Source organism: Tritonibacter scottomollicae, assembly GCF_003003215.1.
Lineage (GTDB): Bacteria > Pseudomonadota > Alphaproteobacteria > Rhodobacterales > Rhodobacteraceae > Epibacterium > Epibacterium scottomollicae.
Genome location: NZ_PVUF01000004.1, coordinates 239,525 through 258,470, shown reverse-complemented (window position 1 = coordinate 258,470; position 18,946 = coordinate 239,525). Strand labels below are relative to the sequence as shown.

Sequence of the window (18,946 nt, the reverse complement as noted above, 5' to 3'; positions counted from 1 at the left end):
CAGTGAACGCCAAAGGCGACAGGGGGTTAAGAAAACAGGTCCGACACAACGGACCCGCTCATCCGCAGCACCAGCTTGCGGATCTTCGTGACATCCTAACGTCCTAGGTGGACGCAATTTTCTGGCCGCGCTTGCGGTCACGGGTTGTGCCATTCAAACAGGCGCTGCCTTTACAACAAAAACACTATGTCGGTTCCGACAAGGAGAGTGTAATGACATTGAAAACCCTATTGCTGGGTGCTGTGGCCTCTGCCGCATTTGCGCCCGCTGCCTTTGCCGAGCGTGGCTCGGACGGTCAGGTCAACATCATCTATTGGCAAGCCCCGTCCATCATGACCCCGTTCCTGTCCGGCGGCACCAAGGACGTGGAAGCCGCATCGCTCGTGATCGAGCCGCTGGCGCGGTTCAACGCCTCCGGCGAGATGGTTCCGTGGCTGGTCGAGGAAATCCCGACAGTCGACAACGGTGGCGTCAGCGAAGACCTGACCCAGATCACCTGGAAGCTGAAGCCCGGCATCAAGTGGTCCGACGGCACCGATCTGACGGCTGCCGACGTTAAATTCACCTACGAGTATTGCACCCACCCCGAAGGCGGCTGCGCGCAGGTTACCAAATTCGAAGGCGTGACCGGTGTTGAAACCCCGGACGATCACACCGTTGTGGTGTCCTTTGAAAAAGCGACCCCCTACCCCTACGGTCCCTTCGTAGGCGGTGAGAGCCCGATCATTCAGGCCGCACAGTTCGGCGAATGCCTCGGTGCCAAAGCGCCCGAGTGTACCGAAGCGAACTTCAACCCGATCGGCACCGGCCCGTTTGTTGTGGATGAGTTCAAGCCCAACGACGTGATCACCCTGTCGGCAAACCCGAACTACCGCGACCCGGCGAAACCCGCCTTCGCAAAAGTTCTGCTGAAAGGTGGCGGCGACGCGACTGCGGCAGGCCGTGCGGTGATGGAAACCGGCGAGTTTGACTACGCATGGAACCTGCAGCTGGCACCCGATGTCATCGCGCAGATGGAAGCTGGCGGCAAAGGCAAGGCCGTTGCAGGCTTTGGTCCGCTGCTTGAGCGTATCATGCTCAACAACACCAACCCATCGCCCGAGCTCGGCCCGGAAGAGCGTTCTGTGATCCGTCCGCACCCGTTCCTGTCTGACCCGGCCGTCTACAAGGCGCTGTCCATGGCGATCGACCGCGAGCTGCTGGTCGAGATCGGCTACGGCAAAGCCGGCCGCGTGTCCTGTTCCTGGGTTCCGGCACCGGAAGCCTATGGCATCAACCCCGAAGGCTGTGACGTCCAGGACATCGAGGGTGCAAATGCCCTGCTCGATCAGGCTGGTATCGTCGACACCGACGGTGACGGCATCCGTGAAAAGGACGGTGTCCCGCTGGAGATCCTCTACCAGACCTCCACCAACGCCGTACGTCAGGACTTCCAGGCGCTGATCAAGCAGTGGTGGAACCAGATCGGTGTTGAAACCGAGCTGCGCAACGTCAACGGCTCTGTCTTCTTCGGTGGCGACCCGGGCTCCCCGGACACCTTCCAGAAGTTCTATGCTGACGTTGAAATGTATGCCAACACCTTCAACGGCACCGACCCGCAGTCCTACTTCGGCAACGGTCTGTGCGACAAGGCACCGACACCGGCATCCCAGTGGCAGGGTGAGAACATCTCCCGCTTCTGCGATGAAGAGTTCGATGCGCTGCATGCAGAGCTGAGCCAGACCGCAGATGCCGCAAAACGCATCGAAATCGGTCAGAAGCTCAACACCATCGTGTTTGAAAAAGGCGGTATGATCCCGCTTGTTCACCGTGGCCGTCTGTCCGGTGTGTCCAACACACTGGGTGGTGTCGACCTGAACGTGTGGGACAGCGAGCTGTGGAACGCAGCTGACTGGTACCGCACCGAATAAACGTTCGTCCGCGATCAACAGGGGCCCCGGTTTTCATGCCGGGGCCCGCTGGTATTCGCGTTACCGTTCTCCTGAGACGCCCGGCATTGTCGTCACGCCGGACATGACTTAAGAGGCCCGGCATCACGCGATCCCCACCCCGCAAGGGCAAGGCAAACGCGGACCTGTCGACAACCCATTTGCAAAGGCGCCTGGCTGATGCTGACTTTTACCATCCGACGGCTGATCATAGCAGTACCAACTCTGCTGTTTATCAGTCTCGTGATCTTCCTGCTGCTGGAGCTCGCCCCCGGCGACCCCATGGCGCAGGTTCCCCTGACCGTCCCCCCCGAAGTGAAAGAGAAGATGCGCCTGGCCCTCGGCCTTGGCGAGCCCGTCCATATCCGGTTCTGGAAATGGATCGTGCAGTTCTTCTGGATCGAACCCCAGGTTCTGATCGACCATATCTTCGGCACGTCCTTTTCCGCCGGCGATCTGCGCGTGATCTCCTGGCAGACCCGTTCCCCGGTGATGGACATCGTGGTGCAGCGCCTGCCGCAGACCCTGATGGTCGTTGGCACCGCCTATATCGTCGCGATCCTGATCGCGCTGCCGATCGGCATCTATTCGGCCTATCGCCAGTACAGCTGGTTCGACCAGCTCGGCACCTTCGTGTCGATGGTCGGCTTCTCCGTGCCGCCGTTCTTTTCAGGCGTGCTGGTGATCGTGATCTTCTCGGTCCAGCTGGGCTGGTTCCCGTCGATCTATGACACCACGCTGGAGGTCACCAGCTGGGAGACCTTCGTGAAGCAGCTGCAGCAGATGGTAATGCCGGTGATGGTGCTGGCGCTGCAGATCACCGCACAGCTCAGCCGCTTCATGCGCGCCTCGATGCTCGACAACCTCAACCAGGACTATGTGCGCACCGCGCGGGCCAAGGGTCTGGGCGAATATGTCGTGGTCATGGTGCATGTTCTGCGCAATTCGATGATCCCTGTGGTCACCGTGATCGCGCTGGGGGTTCCGTCGATCTTTGGCGGCGCCATTATCACAGAACAGGTGTTCAAGGTGAACGGCATCGGCCAGCTCCTGATCGGCGCCATTCAGGCCAACGACCTGCCCATGGTGCAAACCCTGACCTTCATCTTTGCCGTGCTCATCGTGCTGTTCAACCTGATCGCCGATGTGCTCTATGGCATTCTCGACCCGAGGATCCGCTATGACTGACGCTGCAAAAGACCAGAGCCTGCAGCATTCCAGCGTGCAGGACGAGCTGTCCAAACCACCACGCAGCCAATGGCGCGACATCTGGGACCAGTTCAAATCCCACCGTGGCGCACTGTTCGGCGGCTGCCTGTTCCTCGGCATCGTGCTTGGCGTCGTTGTCGGCCCGTTCGTTTACTGGAACGATGCGAAATTCGTGCCCACGGGCCGGGATTTCATCACCCTGCGCGACATGCGCCCGATCTATCACGTGCTGTGGGATCCCTCGGCCAAGATGGACTGGGCCTATCCTTTGGGCACGGACAACCTTGGTCGTGACACGCTGGCGCGGCTGATGTTCGGGGGGCGGGTATCCCTCGCGGTCGGTATGGCCGCGATGATCCTGGCACTGATCCTCGGCAGCTTCATCGGTGTGATTGCGGGCTACTTCAAAAAGCTCGACGGTCTCCTGATGCGGTTGACCGACCTGTTCCTGGCCCTGCCCCTCCTGCCGATGATCCTGGTGGCGGCGGTCTTGTTTCGCGAGTCGCTGTCGCAGTCCATCGGGCCAGAAGGCGGCATATTCGTGCTTATCGTCTGCCTGATCGGGATCACCTCCTGGATGCCGACCGCGCGGATCGTGCGCGGTGATGTGCTGGCGATCAAGGAACGCGAGTTCGTGCTCGCGGCACGCTCCATCGGCACCAAGCCAAGCAACATCATCTCGCGCCACATCCTGCCCAACGTGCTGTCGCCCATCATGGTGTCGGCCACCCTCGGGATTGCGACCGCGATCATCACCGAGTCGGCGCTGTCGTTCCTCGGCTTTGGCTTCCCGCCGGACTTCCCGACCTGGGGCCGCCTGCTGAATGACGCCGTGGACCGGATGACCCTGTTCCCGGAGCGCGTGCTCTGGCCCGGTATCCTGATCTCGCTGACGGTGCTGTCGGTGAACTACCTCGGGGACGGCCTGCGCGACGCGCTGGATCCGCGCATCCGGGGCCGCTGAGGCAGCAACTCAAGTAGAAAAGGCCGCCCGATGAGGCGGCCTTTTTTGATTTGAGAGCGCAGCGCCCGAGCCTGGCTGGGTGCAAAGCGCCCTCCCGGGGGGAGGGTCGGGCGCTGTCCGGCCTCTCGCCCGAACAAGGCTGTTCTATTGGTTCTCCACGCCCCCGCCTATCAATGCAGGCTCTTGCGGATGCGCCGCACCGCCAGGAACACCGCCCCGATCACCACAGGCGTGATGATCGCCGTCAGCATCCCCTTGCTGAGGTCCAGCGCCTTGCCCAGCGGATAGAGCGCATAGGCCGCCAGCGACACCGCGTAATAGCTGATCGCCACCACCGAGAGCCCCTCGACCGTGTGTTGCAGCCGCAACTGCAGATCCGCACGCCGGTCCATACTCTCCAACAATTCCTGGTTCTGTGCCGAGCGTTCCACATCCACCCGTGTCCGCAGCAGCTCCCCTGCGCGCCGCGCCCTGTCCGCCAGCACCGCCAGCCGTTTCTCGGTGGATTGCACCGTGCGCATCGCAGGTTCGAACCGGCGCAGCATGAACTCCGCCATGGTCTGGAAGCCCTCGAACCGCTCTTCCCGCAACAGGGCGATGCGCTGGTTCACCAGCGCTTCATAGGCGCCAGTGGCTCCAAACCGGAACGCCGATTGCGCCGCCATTGCCTCCAGCTCTGCCGAGATCGTCAGAAGCTGTGTCAGCGTCTGCTCCGCCGGCACGTGGCCGCGGGTCATCTCACCCATCATCTCGGACAGGGAGGCATCCATGGCGCTGATGGTCGGCGTCAGGCCCCGCGCCCGCGAGAACCCGAGCATCGACATCGCGCGATAGGTCTCGATCTCACAAAGCCGCTGCACCACCCGTCCCACCCGCTGCGGGCCGGTGTCCTCGTTGACAAAAAGCGCAAAGCGCACATGCCCGGCCGGGTCGATGCGGAAATCGCCCGCCACCATCGCATTGTCATCCAGAACCGAGGCCATGGCGAGACTTTCGGGCACAAACCAGCTGCGCACCTTGTCCTTGATCTGCTCCTGCGCCGGTCGCGGCACGATGCGGATCAGCGCCGAGGTCACGCGCTGTCCCGGCGCCTGCGCCAGCCAGTCCGGAGGGAACAGCTCAAAATCCTGCGGATCAAAGACACGGTCGCTGACCCCATCGCCATGCAGCGTGTAGGAGACAAATTCGGTGTGCTGCTCCCACTTCAAGGTGTGGCGGCCCAGCTGCGCGGTGTGGTGTGTGGCGCCCGGCTGCGGATGCGGCGCGCCATGGCGATCCAGCAGATCCTTCAGGTGTTGAAGGTCTGCCATCCGGTCCCGATGCACTGCCTCCTTGGGCTGTTTCACCGCCAGATAGGCCACGGTGGCGGGCACCCCAATGGTGGGAAACGGTCGCGCGTGCAGCTCGTTGACAAGCTGATAGCGCAGGGGATGATCTTCTATCGCGGCCATGGCACCCTTCCGGCATGAGTTGCCAGATCCTAGCCAAAGCGGGCGTGTGTTGTAAAGTTTTACTTCCCAATCAATATGTTAGCGGGATGCAACGGTATACAGAACAGCACATTTTTGCCCCGAACACATCGTTTGCGGCATTGAGATCGTTGGTTGCGGCGACCAGACGGCCATCAAGCGGCCCCGCCTTTCGAAGATCCGCATAAATGCTCTGGCGCGTGTTGTGATGGGGGCGGTCTCTTCTGCGAAGGGAGCTGGGGGCGCTGCCCCCGGCCCTGAGCGGGCCTCCCCGAGATATTTATGGAAAAGGTGAAAGCAAAAAGGGCGCTCCAAACGGGGCGCCCTCTGTTCTCTTGTAGCTGGTCGCGATCAGCTGATCAGGTTGAGCAGCGTGCTGAGTGACTGTTTTGCGTCACCGTAGAACATGCGGGTGTTGTCCTTGAAGAACAGCGGGTTCTCGATGCCGGAATATCCGGTGCCCTGACCGCGTTTGGAGACAAACACCTGTTTCGCCTTCCAGCACTCCAGCACCGGCATGCCGGCGATCGGAGAGTTGGGGTCTTCTTGTGCGGCCGGGTTCACGATGTCGTTGGAACCGATCACGATGGCCACATCCGTCTCCGGGAAGTCGTCGTTGATCTCGTCCATCTCCAGCACGATGTCGTAAGGAACTTTCGCCTCGGCCAAGAGCACGTTCATATGCCCCGGCAGACGGCCCGCCACCGGGTGGATCGCAAAGCGCACGTTTTTGCCCTTGGCGCGCAGGCGACGGGTGAGTTCCGCCACATTCTGCTGCGCCTGCGCCACCGCCATGCCGTAGCCGGGGATGATCACGATGCTGTCGGCCTCGTCCAGCGCCGTGGCAACACCGTCGGCGTCGATCGCCACCTGCTCGCCCTCGACCTCCATTGCAGGGCCCGTGGTGCCGCCAAAGCCGCCCAGGATCACCGACACGAACGACCGGTTCATCGCCTTGCACATGATGTAGCTGAGGATCGCGCCAGACGAGCCCACCAGTGCGCCGACCACGATCAGGAGGTCATTGCCCAAGGAGAAGCCGATCGCCGCCGCCGCCCAGCCAGAGTAGCTGTTCAGCATGGAAACCACCACCGGCATGTCGGCGCCGCCGATGCCCATGATCAGGTGATAGCCGATGAACAATGCGGCCAGCGTCATCAGGGCCAGCGGCACAAAACCACCGGAGCCGAGATACCAGAACAGGCACAGGAGCGACAGCACCGCAGCGCCGAGGTTCAGCATATGCCCGCCCGGCAGCTTCTCCGCCTTCGACGACACCTTGCCCGACAGCTTGCCATAGGCGATCACCGAGCCGGTGAATGTCACCGCGCCGATGAACACGCCGAGGAAGACCTCGACCCGCAGGATGTTGATCTCGACGCTGTCTTTCTTGGCCAACAGCGCGGCAAAGCCTTCCAACGTCTTGCGCGTGCCTTCGTCCATCGCCAGCACCCGGCCCAGCTCGATATGGGCGTTGAAGCCCACCAGAACGGCGGCCAGACCGACCAGCGCATGCATGCCTGCCACCAGCTCCGGCATCTGGGTCATTTCGACCTTCGAGGCCAGCATATAGCCGATCACACCGCCGGCACCGATCAGCACCAACGACAGGAACCAAAGGCCGGAGCCCGGCCCAATCAGGGTTGCAAAGACCGCCAGCCCCATGCCGGCAATGCCGTACCAGACCGCGCGCTTGGCGCTTTCCTGTCCCGACAGACCGCCGAGGCTGAGGATAAAGAGAACCGCCGCGACCACATAGGCCGCCGTCGTGAATCCATAGTCCATGATCTCTCCTCCTTCAGGATTTCTGGAACATGGCGAGCATGCGCCGTGTCACGAGGAAGCCGCCGAAGATGTTAATTCCGGCCATAAAGACGCTAAGCGCCGCAAGGAAAATCACCAGCCAGGAGCCAGAGCCGATCTGCATCAGCGCGCCCAGGATGATGATCGAGGAGATCGCATTTGTGACAGCCATCAAAGGCGTGTGCAGGGAGTGCGAGACGTTCCAGATCACCTGGAAGCCGACAAAGACCGCCAGCACAAAGACGATGAAGTGCTGCATGAAGCTCGCAGGGGCCACCAGACCAACGCCGAGCAGCAGGGCTGCGCCCACCGCCAGAAGGGTGACCTGGTTCTTGGTCTGCTGCTTGAAGGCAGCGACTTCCTGAGCGCGTTTTTCCTCTGCCGTCAGCTCTTTGGGCGGCTCGGGTTTCTTCTGCGCCGCGATCGCCTGCACCTTTGGCGGCGGCGGCGGGAAGGTGATCTCGCCCGCGTGGGTCACGGTGGAGCCACGGATCACGTCATCCTCCATGTCATGCACCACCTGGCCGTCCTTTTCAGGCGTCAGGTCGGTCATCATGTGGCGGATGTTGGTGGCATAGAGGCTGGAGGACTGGCTCGCCATCCGGCTGGGGAAATCGGTGTAGCCGACGATGGTCACACCATTGTCGGTGATGATCTTCTCATCCCGAACGGTGCCCTCGACATTGCCGCCGCGCTCTGCCGCAAGGTCCACAATGACCGAGCCACGCTTCATCGCGGCGACCATATCGGCCAGCCACAGCTTGGGCGCCTCGCGGTTAGGGATCAGCGCGGTGGTGATGACGATATCGACCTCAGGTGCCAGCTCACGGAACTTGGCCAGCTGGGCCTCGCGGAACTCCGGGCTCGACACAGCGGCGTAGCCGCCGGTGGCCGCGCCATCCTGCTGTTCTTCCTCGAAATCGAGGTAGACAAATTCCGCGCCCATGGACTCGACCTGCTCCGCCACTTCGGGGCGCACGTCAAAGGCATAGGTCACAGCGCCGAGGCTGGTGGACGTGCCGATGGCAGCCAGCCCCGCCACGCCCGCGCCCACCACCAGCACCTTGGCCGGGGGCACCTTGCCCGCCGCGGTAATCTGGCCAGTGAAGAAGCGATCAAAGTTGTTGCCTGCCTCGATCACCGCGCGATAGCCGGCGATATTCGCCATCGAACTCAACGCGTCCATCTTCTGCGCGCGGGAGATCCGCGGCACCATTTCCATGGCGATCACCGTGGCGCCCTTGGATTTGGCCAGCTCAAGCCCATCCTTATTGCCGCCCGGGTTGAAGAAGGAGATCAGCGTTTTTGCCTTGGTCAATCGCTTCAGCTCGGTCTCGTTTGGCTGCCGCACCTTGGCGATGATGTCGGCTGTTTTCCACAGCGCGGCGGCGGTCTTGACCACCTCAACGCCAGCCTCGGAATAGGCTGCATCGGTAAAGCCCGCCGCCTGTCCGGCCCCGGCCTCGATACAGCATTCAAACCCCAGTTTCTGAAGATCCAGAGCCGACGCAGGCGTCATTGCAACGCGTGCCTCGCCCTCAGCTATCTCTTTTGGTGTGCCTATTTTCACCAGTCTTCCCCCTGTCTGCACCGATCACCTCGACCGGCTGCGCACGTTTCGCAAATACCCTACATACACGGCGCAATATTATTGCGCAAGCTTTTCGCTGCGTCGCGGCAAGTCCATGGGATATCAGGCAGTTCCGCGTCTTGCATGGAACCTACCAGTCACTGGACACCGGACGCTCGCGCTCAAAGCAACAGATGTGCGCGAGAATGAAAAGCATCCTCCTCAGAATTCTCGCCCATTGCGACAATTCAACCTCTGTTCGCGCCAATTTCACCCCGCAAACTGCCAGATTGTCCAATCCGGCACAACATTATGACGGGACGGCGTGCTTGCCCTGGCGCAGGCTCGGGATAGGCTCAGTCATCAAGGGAGGACTTCGTCATGAGCATTTCTGGAAAACACGCGCTTGTCACCGGCGGCGGCACCGGGATCGGTCTTGCCATTGCGCGGGCGCTCGCCGCCGAAGGCGCGCAGGTCACCATCACCGGACGGCGCCAACAGGTGCTCGAGGAGGTCGCCACCGCAGGGCTGCACGCAATGACGATGGATGTACGCGACGAAGAGGATGTGCGCACCCGGGTGGCCGCTGCGGTCGCGGCGCGCGGGCCGATCCAGATCTGCGTCGCCAATGCCGGCGTGGCCGAAGGCAAGGCGTTGCACAAAATGAGCCTGCAGTTCTGGCGCGACATGATGGCCACCAATCTGGACGGCGCCTTTCTGACCATTCGCGAATGCATGAAATCGATGCACCAGACGGATTGGGGACGTGTGCTCACCATTTCCTCCATCGCCGGGGTCCGGGGGCTGAAGGGCGCGCCCTGCTACAGCGCCAGCAAACACGGGCTGATCGGTCTGACCCGGTCGCTGAGCGAGGATTACCTTGGCACACCGTTCACCTTCAACGCCCTCTGCCCGGGATATGTCGACACCCCGATCGTGGCGCGCAATACCGCCTCCATCGCCGACCGTGCCGGGATAGACCCCGACGCGGCGCTGCAGATGATGGTGAAGTCGAACCGCCACAAACGACTGATCGCCCCGGAAGAGGTCGCCGCCGCCGCCCTATGGCTCTGTGGGCCAGGGTCGGAGTCGGTCAGCGGCCAGGCCATCGAGATCGCCGGCGGACAGATCTAAGTTGCGCCAGCGCATCGGAGATTGGGCCTCACCCCCTGATCCTGAAGTTCTTCCCGGGCCAGACGCAGAGCGCACGGCCCTGTTTTCATCTTTTCAAAAATATCTCGGAGCGCGAGGCAGAGCCTCGCTGCCAACCCCGGCGGCTTCAGGCCGAGAGCTGCAGGGGGGCCGGTCTCACCCCCGCCAGCCAGGATCGCGCTGCGGTGCCAAAGGCCTCGAACAGCGGCCTCGACACCGGGTCTTCGCCAGCGCGATACTCCGGGTGCCATTGCACCGCGAGCGTGAACCCCGGCGCGTCCTTGACGTAAATCGCCTCCGGCGTGCCGTCCTGCGCCTGACCGTCGATGACGATACGCGCGCCAGCCGTCTTGATGCCCTGCCCATGCAACGTATTGGTCATCACTTCGGTCGCACCGAACAGCTGGTGGAACAGGCCGCCCTCGGTCAGCGTCACCGGATGGCGCAGTGCGAATTTCTCTTCGATGGTGCCATCGGGGGGCATCCGGTGGTTGGACCGCCCCGGCAAATCACGAATTTCCGGATAGAGCGTCCCGCCAAGCGCAACATTCACCTCCTGAAAACCGCGACAGATCCCTAGAAACGGCTGACCGCGCTCCACGCAGGCCCGCACCAGCGGCAGCGTAATCGCATCCCGCGCCCGATCGAAATCCCCATGCGCCTCCGTCGGATCCTCGCCGTATTCCTCCGGGTGCACGTTGGGGCGCCCACCGGTGAGCAGGAAACCGTCAAAACTCTCCAGAAGCTCCTCAACGCTCACGTAGCGCGGATCGGTCGGGATCAGCAGCGGCAGACAGCCAGAAACATTGGCCACCGCATCCGAGTTCATCGTCCCTCCCGCATGGGTCGGATATTGATCATTCATCAGGTAGGAATTGCCGATAATGCCGACTGTGGGGCGCACGATAGAGGTCTCCAGTTCAGGTTTGTTCATGAGATCAGACGCTGCACATCACCCTAAAGCGCCTTTCGATTTTAGCGCAAGTCCGCCAATGGCGCAAAGCTCTGTTCACTGACGCACATGACCGCATCTGCGTCTTCGCTGACGTATTCTGCGCGCGCTACGCGCATGGTGTACGCAAATCGTTGATAAATCGGACACACTCAGTCGGCACACCTTTGCATGAAAGATACGCGACGACAGATAGCACCGAGAGAGCGGCGCGCGCGTCCCCAAAAGAAAAGCCGGGGTGCGCCCCCGGCTTTCTGTTCAGGTCAGCCATACGGCTCAACCGGACATTCAAAATCAATCAAGCAGGCGACTTAGCCTTTTGCTTTCAACTCCAGACGCCGCGCATGCAGCACTGGTTCGGTATAGCCTGAGGGCTGCACACGACCTTTGAACACCAGATCACAGGCGGCCTGAAACGCGACACCGTCGAACCCCGGCGACATCGCGTGGTAGGTCGGATCAGACGCGTTCTGCCCGTCAACCACGGCGGCCATCTTCTGCATCGCAGCCATCACCTGTTCCTCGGACACAACGCCATGGTGCAGCCAGTTTGCCAGCGCCTGGCTGGAGATCCGGCAGGTGGCGCGGTCTTCCATCAGGCCCACGTCGTTGATGTCCGGCACCTTGGAGCAGCCAACGCCCTGATCGACCCAGCGCACGACATAGCCGAGGATGCCTTGCGCATTGTTCTCGATTTCGCGCGCGATCTCGATATCTGACAGGTTCTGGCCGTCCATGACTGGAATGGTCAGCAGATCAGCCAGCGTCCCACGGGCGCCCGCCGCCTTCAGCGCGTCCTGACGGGCATGCACATCGACACGGTGGTAGTGGGTTGCGTGCAGGGTCGCGGCGGTGGGCGATGGCACCCAGGCGCAGGTCGCACCGGACTGCGGATGGCCGACTTTCGCCTCCAGCATCTCGCCCATACGATCCGGCATGGCCCACATGCCCTTGCCGATCTGCGCGCGCCCCTTGAGACCACAGGCCAGCCCGATATCGACATTGCGATCCTCGTAGGAGGCGATCCAGGCGGTGCCCTTCATCTCACCCTTCATGAGCATCGGGCCGGCCTCCATCGAAGTGTGAATCTCATCCCCCGTGCGGTCAAGGAACCCGGTGTTGATAAAGGCCACACGCGATTTTGCGGCGCGGATACATTCCTTGAGGTTCACCGAGGTGCGGCGCTCCTCGTCCATGATGCCGATCTTGACGGTGTTGCGCGGCAGGTCCAGCGCGTCCTCGACATGATCAAAGATCTTCACCGCAAAGGCGACTTCCTCCGGCCCGTGCATCTTCGGCTTGACCACATAGACAGAGCCATGCAGCGAGTTGCCGCCCTCTGCTTTCAGGTCGTGCATCGCGATCAGCACGGTGATCATGGCGTCAAGGAACCCCTCGCCCGCCTCGCGGCCCTCGCTGTCCAGCACCGCCGGGTTGGTCATGAGGTGGCCCACGTTGCGCACCAGCAGGAGCGAGCGCCCCTTCAGGGATGCCGCCTCGCCTGCGGGGGTTGTGTAGTCCACATCGCCGTTCAGCACGCGGGTAAAGCTCTTGCCGCCCTTGGAGACCTCTTCGGCCAGGTCACGTCTCATCAGGCCAAGCCAGTTGGCATAGGCCGTCACCTTGTCTTCGGCATCAACACAGGCCACGGAATCTTCGCAGTCCATGATCGTGGACAGCGCCGACTCAAGCGTGATGTCATTGATCCCAGCAGTGTCCACAGCGCCGATATTGCCGGAGCGGTCCACTTCAAGGATCAGGTGCAAGCCATTGTTTTTCAAGAAAACACGTGAGGGTGTAGCCGCGTCGCCAGCAAAGCCGGCGAATTTTGCAGCGTCTTGCAGTCCAGGCACCAACTGTCCGTCTTTGACCGCCAGCGCGGCCACGTCACTCCACGATCCCTCGGCCAGCGGGAAAATCTCATCCAAGAAGCTGCGCCCCCAGGCAATCACCCGTGCACCGCGCGCGGCGTCATAGCCTTTGCCGGTCGGCAGATCGCCCATGGCATCAGTGCCATAGAGCGCATCGTAGAGGCTGCCCCAACGGGCATTCGCCGCGTTCAGCGCAAAGCGCGCATTGGTGATCGGCACCACCAGTTGAGGGCCGGGAATATGCGCGATCTCGGGATCGACATCGGTGGTCTCCACCTCAAAATCCGCGCCCTCAGGTACCAGATAGCCGATCTCTTCGAGAAAACTCTTGTAGGCAGCAGCGTCATGGGGCTGACCGCGCCGCTCAAGATGCCAGGCGTCAATCTGACCCTGAATGGACTCACGTTTGGCCAGAAGTGCGCGGTTCTCGTCGCCCATTCCGTTCACCAGACCGGACAGCCCGTCCCAGAACGCGTCGGCGCTGATCCCTGTGCCCGGAAGGGCGCTTTCTTCGACAAAGGCCGCCAGTGTGGAGGCCACCTGAAGTCCATTCCGTTCGATCCGGCTCATAGTTCACCCCTCTTGGCGGTACACGATTGCATGCCGTGTGATACGGGAAAAGTTTCGCATCGGCAACAAAACCGGCAAACTGGAAATGCAAACGCATCTTCTTGTTTTCCAAGAAAGTGCTCAAAATTTCCAGCAACCACCGAGGGACGAGAGCGCGATACACCGACGAGGGTCGCTGCATCTTTCAACGACCGCACACGACCACCCTGCCCTTTACGATGACGGGCTGCACCTGAACCGCGAGTTCTACATATTCGCGCTCAACAAATCTTAGTCGCTCACACCGACCTGCTCATCCGTCAGCGAGGGAACCTCATCGGTGGCCACCTCCTCATCAGACGCGTTGTTGGCGACGGACAGCAGGAAAACCCCAAGCATCACCAATACAACGACGATGGAGACGCGAATGGCAATCAGGCTGGGTTTGTGGCGCTTCTCTTCTTTTTCGATGTTGGTGTCAGGTGCGGACATGTGACCTCCGGGTCTGTGCGTTTAGGGTATTTCTTGGCGGGAGCGCCTCTCGGCCGGGAACTATTCCCCGTCGACACCGACGGCTTCGGCCTCTCCGGAAACGACAGCGCTGCTATCATCGCCCAGCGTCGCGGCACCTTCCTCAGCGAAGTCATATGCCAGGCCAAAGACGGCAAAGCAGAGCACGAGCAGAACAAGTGCCGCGATCAGCCAATATAGCCCGCGCTTGCGTTCACGGACCTCACGCTGGGTGGTCATTGGTGTATCAGCTTCAGCCATGAGCTTCTCCTTTCATAGCGAGAGCACGAAGGGCGCTTGCCCGCCTGCCCTCTCTTGCATAGGTCTTGGTAGACAAACGCGCGTCCGCCGCGCAGGTTCCAAAATTTCTCGAAGGATGCTTTTATGAACGATGCCGCTCCAGCCACGCAGCCCGAGACCTTTTACCTGAAAGATTACACGCCATTCGGTTTTGAGGTGGATCGTGTCGAGCTGATCTTTCGCCTCGCTCCGGACACCACGCGGGTGCTGTCAAAGATCCATTTCACCCCGAAATCAGATGCCGCGGATCGAACATTTTTTCTGCATGGCGAGCAGCTGTCGCTGATCTCCGCCCGCATCGACGGCGCCGAGGTCACGCCCGAGCTCACTGCCAGCGGCCTCACCTGCGATGTGCCGGACCAGCCCTTCGTCTGGGAAGCCGAGGTGGAGATCAACCCACAGGCCAATACCGCGCTCGAAGGGCTATATATGTCCAACGGCATGTATTGCACCCAATGCGAGGCCGAGGGCTTTCGCAAGATCACCTACTACCCCGACCGCCCCGACGTGATGTCCACCTTCAGCGTGCGCATCGAGGGCGACGAAAAGGTGATGCTGTCGAACGGCAACCCGGTGGATGCTGGTGGCGGTTTTGCCGAATGGCACGATCCCTGGCCCAAACCGGCCTACCTCTTTGCACTGGTGGCGGGCGATCTGGTCAACCACCCCGACCGCTTCACCACCCGATCGGGCAAGGAGGTTATGCTCAACATCTGGGTGCGTCCGGGCGATGAGCACAAATGCGCCTTTGGCATGGACGCGCTAAAGAAGTCGATGACCTGGGACGAGGAAGTCTATGGCCGCGAATACGACCTCGACGTGTTCAATATCGTCGCCGTGGATGACTTCAACATGGGAGCGATGGAGAACAAGGGCTTGAACATTTTCAACTCTTCCTGCGTCCTCGCCAGCCCTGAGACCTCAACTGATTCCAATTTTGAGAGAATTGAGGCGATTATCGCCCATGAGTATTTTCACAACTGGACCGGCAACCGGATCACCTGCCGCGACTGGTTCCAGCTCTGCCTCAAAGAGGGTCTGACGGTCTATCGCGACGCGCAGTTCACCGCCGACATGCGCTCCGCCCCGGTGAAGCGGATCGAGGATGCCATCGACCTGCGCGCCCGTCAGTTCCCCGAGGACAACGGCCCCCTCGCCCACCCGGTGCGGCCCGAGTCCTTTCAGGAGATCAACAACTTCTACACCGCCACCGTCTACGAGAAGGGCGCCGAGGTGATCGGCATGCTGAAACGACTGGTTGGCGATGCGGCCTACTACACCGCGGTGGATCTCTATTTCGACCGTCACGACGGTCAGGCCTGCACCATCGAGGACTGGATCAAGGTCTTCGAGGACAGCACCGGCCGCGATCTGCAGCAGTTCAAAAACTGGTACAGTCAGGCCGGCACCCCGCGCCTCAAGGTCTCGGAGACATTCGCCGATGGCACCTATACGCTGACCTTCCGCCAGAGCACCCCGCCGACGCCGGGTCAGGACCACAAGGATCCCAAGGTGATCCCCATCGCCGTTGGCCTGCTGAGCGCCGAGGGCGCGGAGCTGGTCCCGACCACGGTGCTGGAGATGACGCAGGCGGAGCAGAGTTTCTCCTTTGAGGGTCTCGACGCCCAGCCGGTGCCGTCGATCCTGCGCGATTTCTCCGCGCCGGTGATCCTTGACCGCGAAACCTCGGCGCAGGAACGTGCCTTCCTGCTGGCCCATGACACCGACCCCTTCACCCGCTGGGAAGCGGGGCGCGAACTGGCCAAGGCCTCGCGCATCGCCATGGTAAAGGACGGCGCCAGCCCGGATGCGGCCTATCTGGAGGCGCTGAAAACGCTGGTCCGCGACGACACGCTTGATCCGGCCTTCCGCGCCCTCGTGCTATCCCCGCCCAGCGAGAGCGAGATTGCCCAGGCGCTGGCGGATCAGGGCGTCACCCCGGACCCGGATGCGATCCACGACGCGGCAGAGACCTTCTCCCAAACCCTGGCGCAGAGCCTCTCCGACAGCTTGCCGCGCCTGTTTGCCGCCACGCTGGTCGACGGCCCCTATCAGCCCGATGCCATCGGCGCCGGTTCGCGCGCCCTCAACGGTCGCCTGCTCGGCCTCATGACCCGCATCGACGGCGGCGAAGCGGCGGCGCGGCAATACGAAGAGGCCGACAACATGACGGTGCAGAACACCGCGCTGGCCTGCCTGTTGAAGGCCGAAAAGGGCGAGAGCCAAAGCCGCGCCTTCTTCGAACAATGGCAAGACGACCGGCTGGTGATGGACAAGTGGTTTGCCCTGCAGGTCGCCACGGCCCGTCCTGAACGCGCGCCCACCGTGGCGGCGGAACTGACCAAGCACCGGCTGTTTACCATCAAGAACCCCAACCGGTTCCGCGCGGTGATGGGGGCGCTGTCGATGAACCACGCAGGCTTCCATCAGGCGGATGGCAGCGGCTATCGCCTGCTGGCCGATCAGTTGATCGCGCTGGACGCGCTGAACCCGCAGACCACCGCGCGCATGTGTACCGCCTTCCAGACCTGGAAGCGCTATGACGACGCCCGGCAGGCCTTGATGCTGGCCGAGCTGGAGCGCATCAAATCGACTTCGGGCCTCAGCCGCGACACCAATGAGATGGTGAGCCGCATCCTCGATGCCTGATCCCGGCGCCCCCGGCGCGTTCCGTTTCACACGGAACGCGCGCTCTGTCGCCGCCCTGCTCGTGCTGGCCGCCTGGCTCTGTGCGCTCATCGCACTCTGGGCGGTATTTCAGGCGCGCGGCTGGATCGTGGTACTGCTGGCCCTGCCGGTGCTGCCCGCCCTGTGGGAGCTGTGGCGCAACCCCGCCGCCTGGCTGGAACTGACGGATGACCACCTGCGCTGGCAAGCTGCGCGCAGCACCGCCGACATTGCGCTGCACGAGATCGACCATGTGATGCTGGTCACTCGCTGGGATTTCTCCATCCGGGCCACCGTGCATACCAAGATCGGCACCCATCACCGCATTCCGGCCGAAGTCACGCCAAAGCCGCAGGCGCTGGAAGAAGCGTTGGCCAAACGGTCTATCGTCGTTAAAAGACAGCATTTTACTGTTCTCTGAGCTGCATCAATCAGCCGAATTTCGCGCAGTTCTCGCTCGCATTCGGCAGAATGCCGCGCTTTTGCCGCCATTCCTCGGCGACCTGTCGAAATTCATCCGCCGAACACCCCTTCATTGCCATGTTTGCGCCCCAAACCTTGCCGACACTCGGAGACAGACCAAAGACTGCTGAACAACTCCGGGACCACCTGATGCCACTCTCTGCTCTTCCGGCAAAAGACGGCTTGAAGAAGGCGCTGCGCCTGATCTCCAGCCACGTACCACCGCTGCGGTCGTCCGGCGGGCTATCCCTGCCGCGCTCCATGCCGCTGTCCCGCAAGGGCGATGCTGCGCCGGATCGTGCCGCCCCCCTCAGCCTGGAGGACGTGCTGTCGATCCCGGTGCTTGCCACCAATGCCGAGGACGAGGCCGCCGATGCCGCCATTGCCGAAGGCCGGTTCTTCGCCCGACAGGAGCGCTGGGAGGCGCTGGAACAGCGCATCGCCGCCGCCGATGCCGCGCGCGAGGCGACCCCGGGCGGGGCGCCCATGGCCGACCTCATCGCCTATGGCGCCCGCGCCGATGTGGTGAATGCTGTTGAGCACGCACTGAACGAAGGTCTGGCCCTGACAGAGCGGGTCACGCTGGATGGTATCATGTCACTGGAACGGGTGCGCCTGGAGCAGGCCCGCGCGCCGCTGTTGTCGACGATGGTGGCGCTGACGCATCTGGATATTGCCTGGGCCTGCCGCCGCACCCTCGCCCGCAAGCCGCACCACAGGGCACGGGCCTCGCTGACCAGCCGCGCCGAGGCTCATCAGAGCCGCGCCAGCGCGCTCCTGTCGCAAGTACCTGATGCCGCGCGCCCCTTCGTGGCCGCCGCGCGCTGCGCGCTCTATTGTGGCGACACCGGCTCCGACCTGCGCCAGATCGCTGATGATTATATCGGTCTGATCCGGCTTGATCCGCTCAATCCGCGCCACCTGCGCGCCTTGGGCACCCATCTGGCCGAACAGGGCCCAAGCGGCCTTTCGGCGCTGGAGCTGGAGGCCCGCCGTGTCGCGGCGCAGGTGCAGGACCACTGGGGTGCCGCCGGTTACACGTGGGTCTATTTCGACGCGCTGGCCCGCTCCGATGCGGCCTGTCTCGGGGTGGATGTGGCGTTCTTTCTGGACGGGGTGGCCGATATCGTGGCCCGCGCTCCCAGTCAGGAGCGCATCAACCTGCTGTCGGCCTATTGCAGCATTGCGCTGAAACCCGGACAGGACACCCCGCCAGCAGCCGCACAGGTGCGCGCCGAGATCGCCGAGGCCGCCCATTGGCTGATCCGCAATCACCTGCGCGAACTGCATCCGATGATCTGGGCTCATGCGGCGGCGGGGTTCGACAATGATGCCCAGGTGCGTTCTGTCCGGCAATTTGCCGAGCGGGGCCGCAAGGATGCCCTGCGCGCCATTGCCGATCTGTTCCGGGACGAGATCGAGGCTGGCCACCGGGTGGTGTTCACCCCCGATGGACCAGAGGTGATGGCGGGCTAAGAGGCCCAGGCCTTGCCCCCTCAGCTCCGGGATCTTCGACTGAATGTAAAAGAGGGGGCGCCGG

Annotated in this window: 14 protein-coding genes; 7 read left to right on the top strand and 7 right to left on the bottom strand. The window is 62.4% G+C overall.

The window, feature by feature from the left end:
- Positions 1-212: 212 nt before the first annotated feature.
- The 3 genes from CLV89_RS09165 (at position 213) to CLV89_RS09155 (ending at position 4,101) form a co-directional block, all read left to right on the top strand.
- Positions 213-1,910, top strand: a complete 1,698-nt coding sequence (locus tag CLV89_RS09165; protein WP_106163349.1) for a peptide ABC transporter substrate-binding protein — start codon at positions 213-215, stop codon at positions 1,908-1,910.
- A gap of 198 nt (positions 1,911-2,108) precedes the next feature.
- Positions 2,109-3,116 carry an ABC transporter permease gene (locus tag CLV89_RS09160; protein WP_106163348.1) on the top strand — a complete coding sequence of 336 codons (1,008 nt, stop codon included), beginning with the start codon at positions 2,109-2,111 and terminating at the stop codon, positions 3,114-3,116.
- Positions 3,109-4,101 (top strand): ABC transporter permease, encoded by a 993-nt coding sequence (locus CLV89_RS09155; RefSeq protein WP_106163347.1) that lies wholly within the window; start codon positions 3,109-3,111, stop codon positions 4,099-4,101. Before CLV89_RS09160 ends, CLV89_RS09155 begins: the two co-directional genes overlap by 8 nt.
- A gap of 170 nt (positions 4,102-4,271) precedes the next feature.
- Here CLV89_RS09155 and CLV89_RS09150 read toward each other — a convergent pair whose 3' ends face one another.
- From CLV89_RS09150 to CLV89_RS09140, 3 genes are all read right to left on the bottom strand, one after another.
- Positions 4,272-5,552 (bottom strand): DUF3422 family protein, encoded by a 1,281-nt coding sequence (locus CLV89_RS09150; protein ID WP_106163346.1) that lies wholly within the window; start codon positions 5,550-5,552, stop codon positions 4,272-4,274.
- Positions 5,553-5,921: 369 nt separating this feature from the next.
- Positions 5,922-7,355 (bottom strand): NAD(P)(+) transhydrogenase (Re/Si-specific) subunit beta, encoded by a 1,434-nt coding sequence (locus CLV89_RS09145; protein WP_106163345.1) that lies wholly within the window; start codon positions 7,353-7,355, stop codon positions 5,922-5,924.
- A 13-nt stretch (positions 7,356-7,368) separates the two neighbouring features.
- Positions 7,369-8,943 carry a Re/Si-specific NAD(P)(+) transhydrogenase subunit alpha gene (locus CLV89_RS09140; RefSeq protein WP_106163344.1) on the bottom strand — a complete coding sequence of 525 codons (1,575 nt, stop codon included), beginning with the start codon at positions 8,941-8,943 and terminating at the stop codon, positions 7,369-7,371.
- A 381-nt stretch (positions 8,944-9,324) separates the two neighbouring features.
- On the opposite strand from CLV89_RS09140, the gene CLV89_RS09135 reads away from it, so the two are divergent.
- Positions 9,325-10,077 carry an SDR family NAD(P)-dependent oxidoreductase gene (locus CLV89_RS09135; protein WP_106163343.1) on the top strand — a complete coding sequence of 251 codons (753 nt, stop codon included), beginning with the start codon at positions 9,325-9,327 and terminating at the stop codon, positions 10,075-10,077.
- A gap of 145 nt (positions 10,078-10,222) precedes the next feature.
- Here the strand turns inward: CLV89_RS09135 and CLV89_RS09130 are convergent, their stop codons facing one another.
- The 4 genes from CLV89_RS09130 to CLV89_RS09115 all read right to left on the bottom strand — a co-directional run bounded on the left by CLV89_RS09130 (position 10,223) and on the right by CLV89_RS09115 (position 14,238).
- Positions 10,223-11,002, bottom strand: coding sequence for a gamma-glutamyl-gamma-aminobutyrate hydrolase family protein (locus CLV89_RS09130; protein ID WP_207796909.1), 780 nt, complete (start codon positions 11,000-11,002; stop codon positions 10,223-10,225).
- A gap of 356 nt (positions 11,003-11,358) precedes the next feature.
- On the bottom strand, positions 11,359-13,488 hold the full coding sequence (locus CLV89_RS09125) for a malate synthase G (protein WP_106163342.1): 2,130 nt from the start codon (positions 13,486-13,488) through the stop codon (positions 11,359-11,361).
- Between the two features lie 270 nt (positions 13,489-13,758).
- A complete protein-coding gene (locus CLV89_RS09120; RefSeq protein WP_106163341.1) occupies positions 13,759-13,959 on the bottom strand; it encodes a hypothetical protein in 201 nt (66 codons plus the stop codon).
- 60 nt (positions 13,960-14,019) lie between these two features.
- On the bottom strand, positions 14,020-14,238 hold the full coding sequence (locus CLV89_RS09115; protein ID WP_106163340.1) for a hypothetical protein: 219 nt from the start codon (positions 14,236-14,238) through the stop codon (positions 14,020-14,022).
- 123 nt (positions 14,239-14,361) lie between these two features.
- On the opposite strand from CLV89_RS09115, the gene pepN reads away from it, so the two are divergent.
- From pepN to CLV89_RS09100, 3 genes are all read left to right on the top strand, one after another.
- Positions 14,362-16,926: an aminopeptidase N gene (gene pepN, locus CLV89_RS09110; RefSeq protein ID WP_106163339.1), complete on the top strand. Its 2,565-nt coding sequence runs from the start codon at positions 14,362-14,364 to the stop codon at positions 16,924-16,926.
- Entirely contained in the window at positions 16,919-17,365 is a 447-nt protein-coding gene (locus CLV89_RS09105; RefSeq protein ID WP_165798112.1) for a hypothetical protein, read from the top strand. Before pepN ends, CLV89_RS09105 begins: the two co-directional genes overlap by 8 nt.
- 191 nt (positions 17,366-17,556) lie before the next feature.
- Complete coding sequence (locus CLV89_RS09100; RefSeq protein WP_106163338.1) at positions 17,557-18,882, top strand: hypothetical protein; 1,326 nt, start codon at positions 17,557-17,559, stop codon at positions 18,880-18,882.
- Positions 18,883-18,946: the final 64 nt, after the last annotated feature.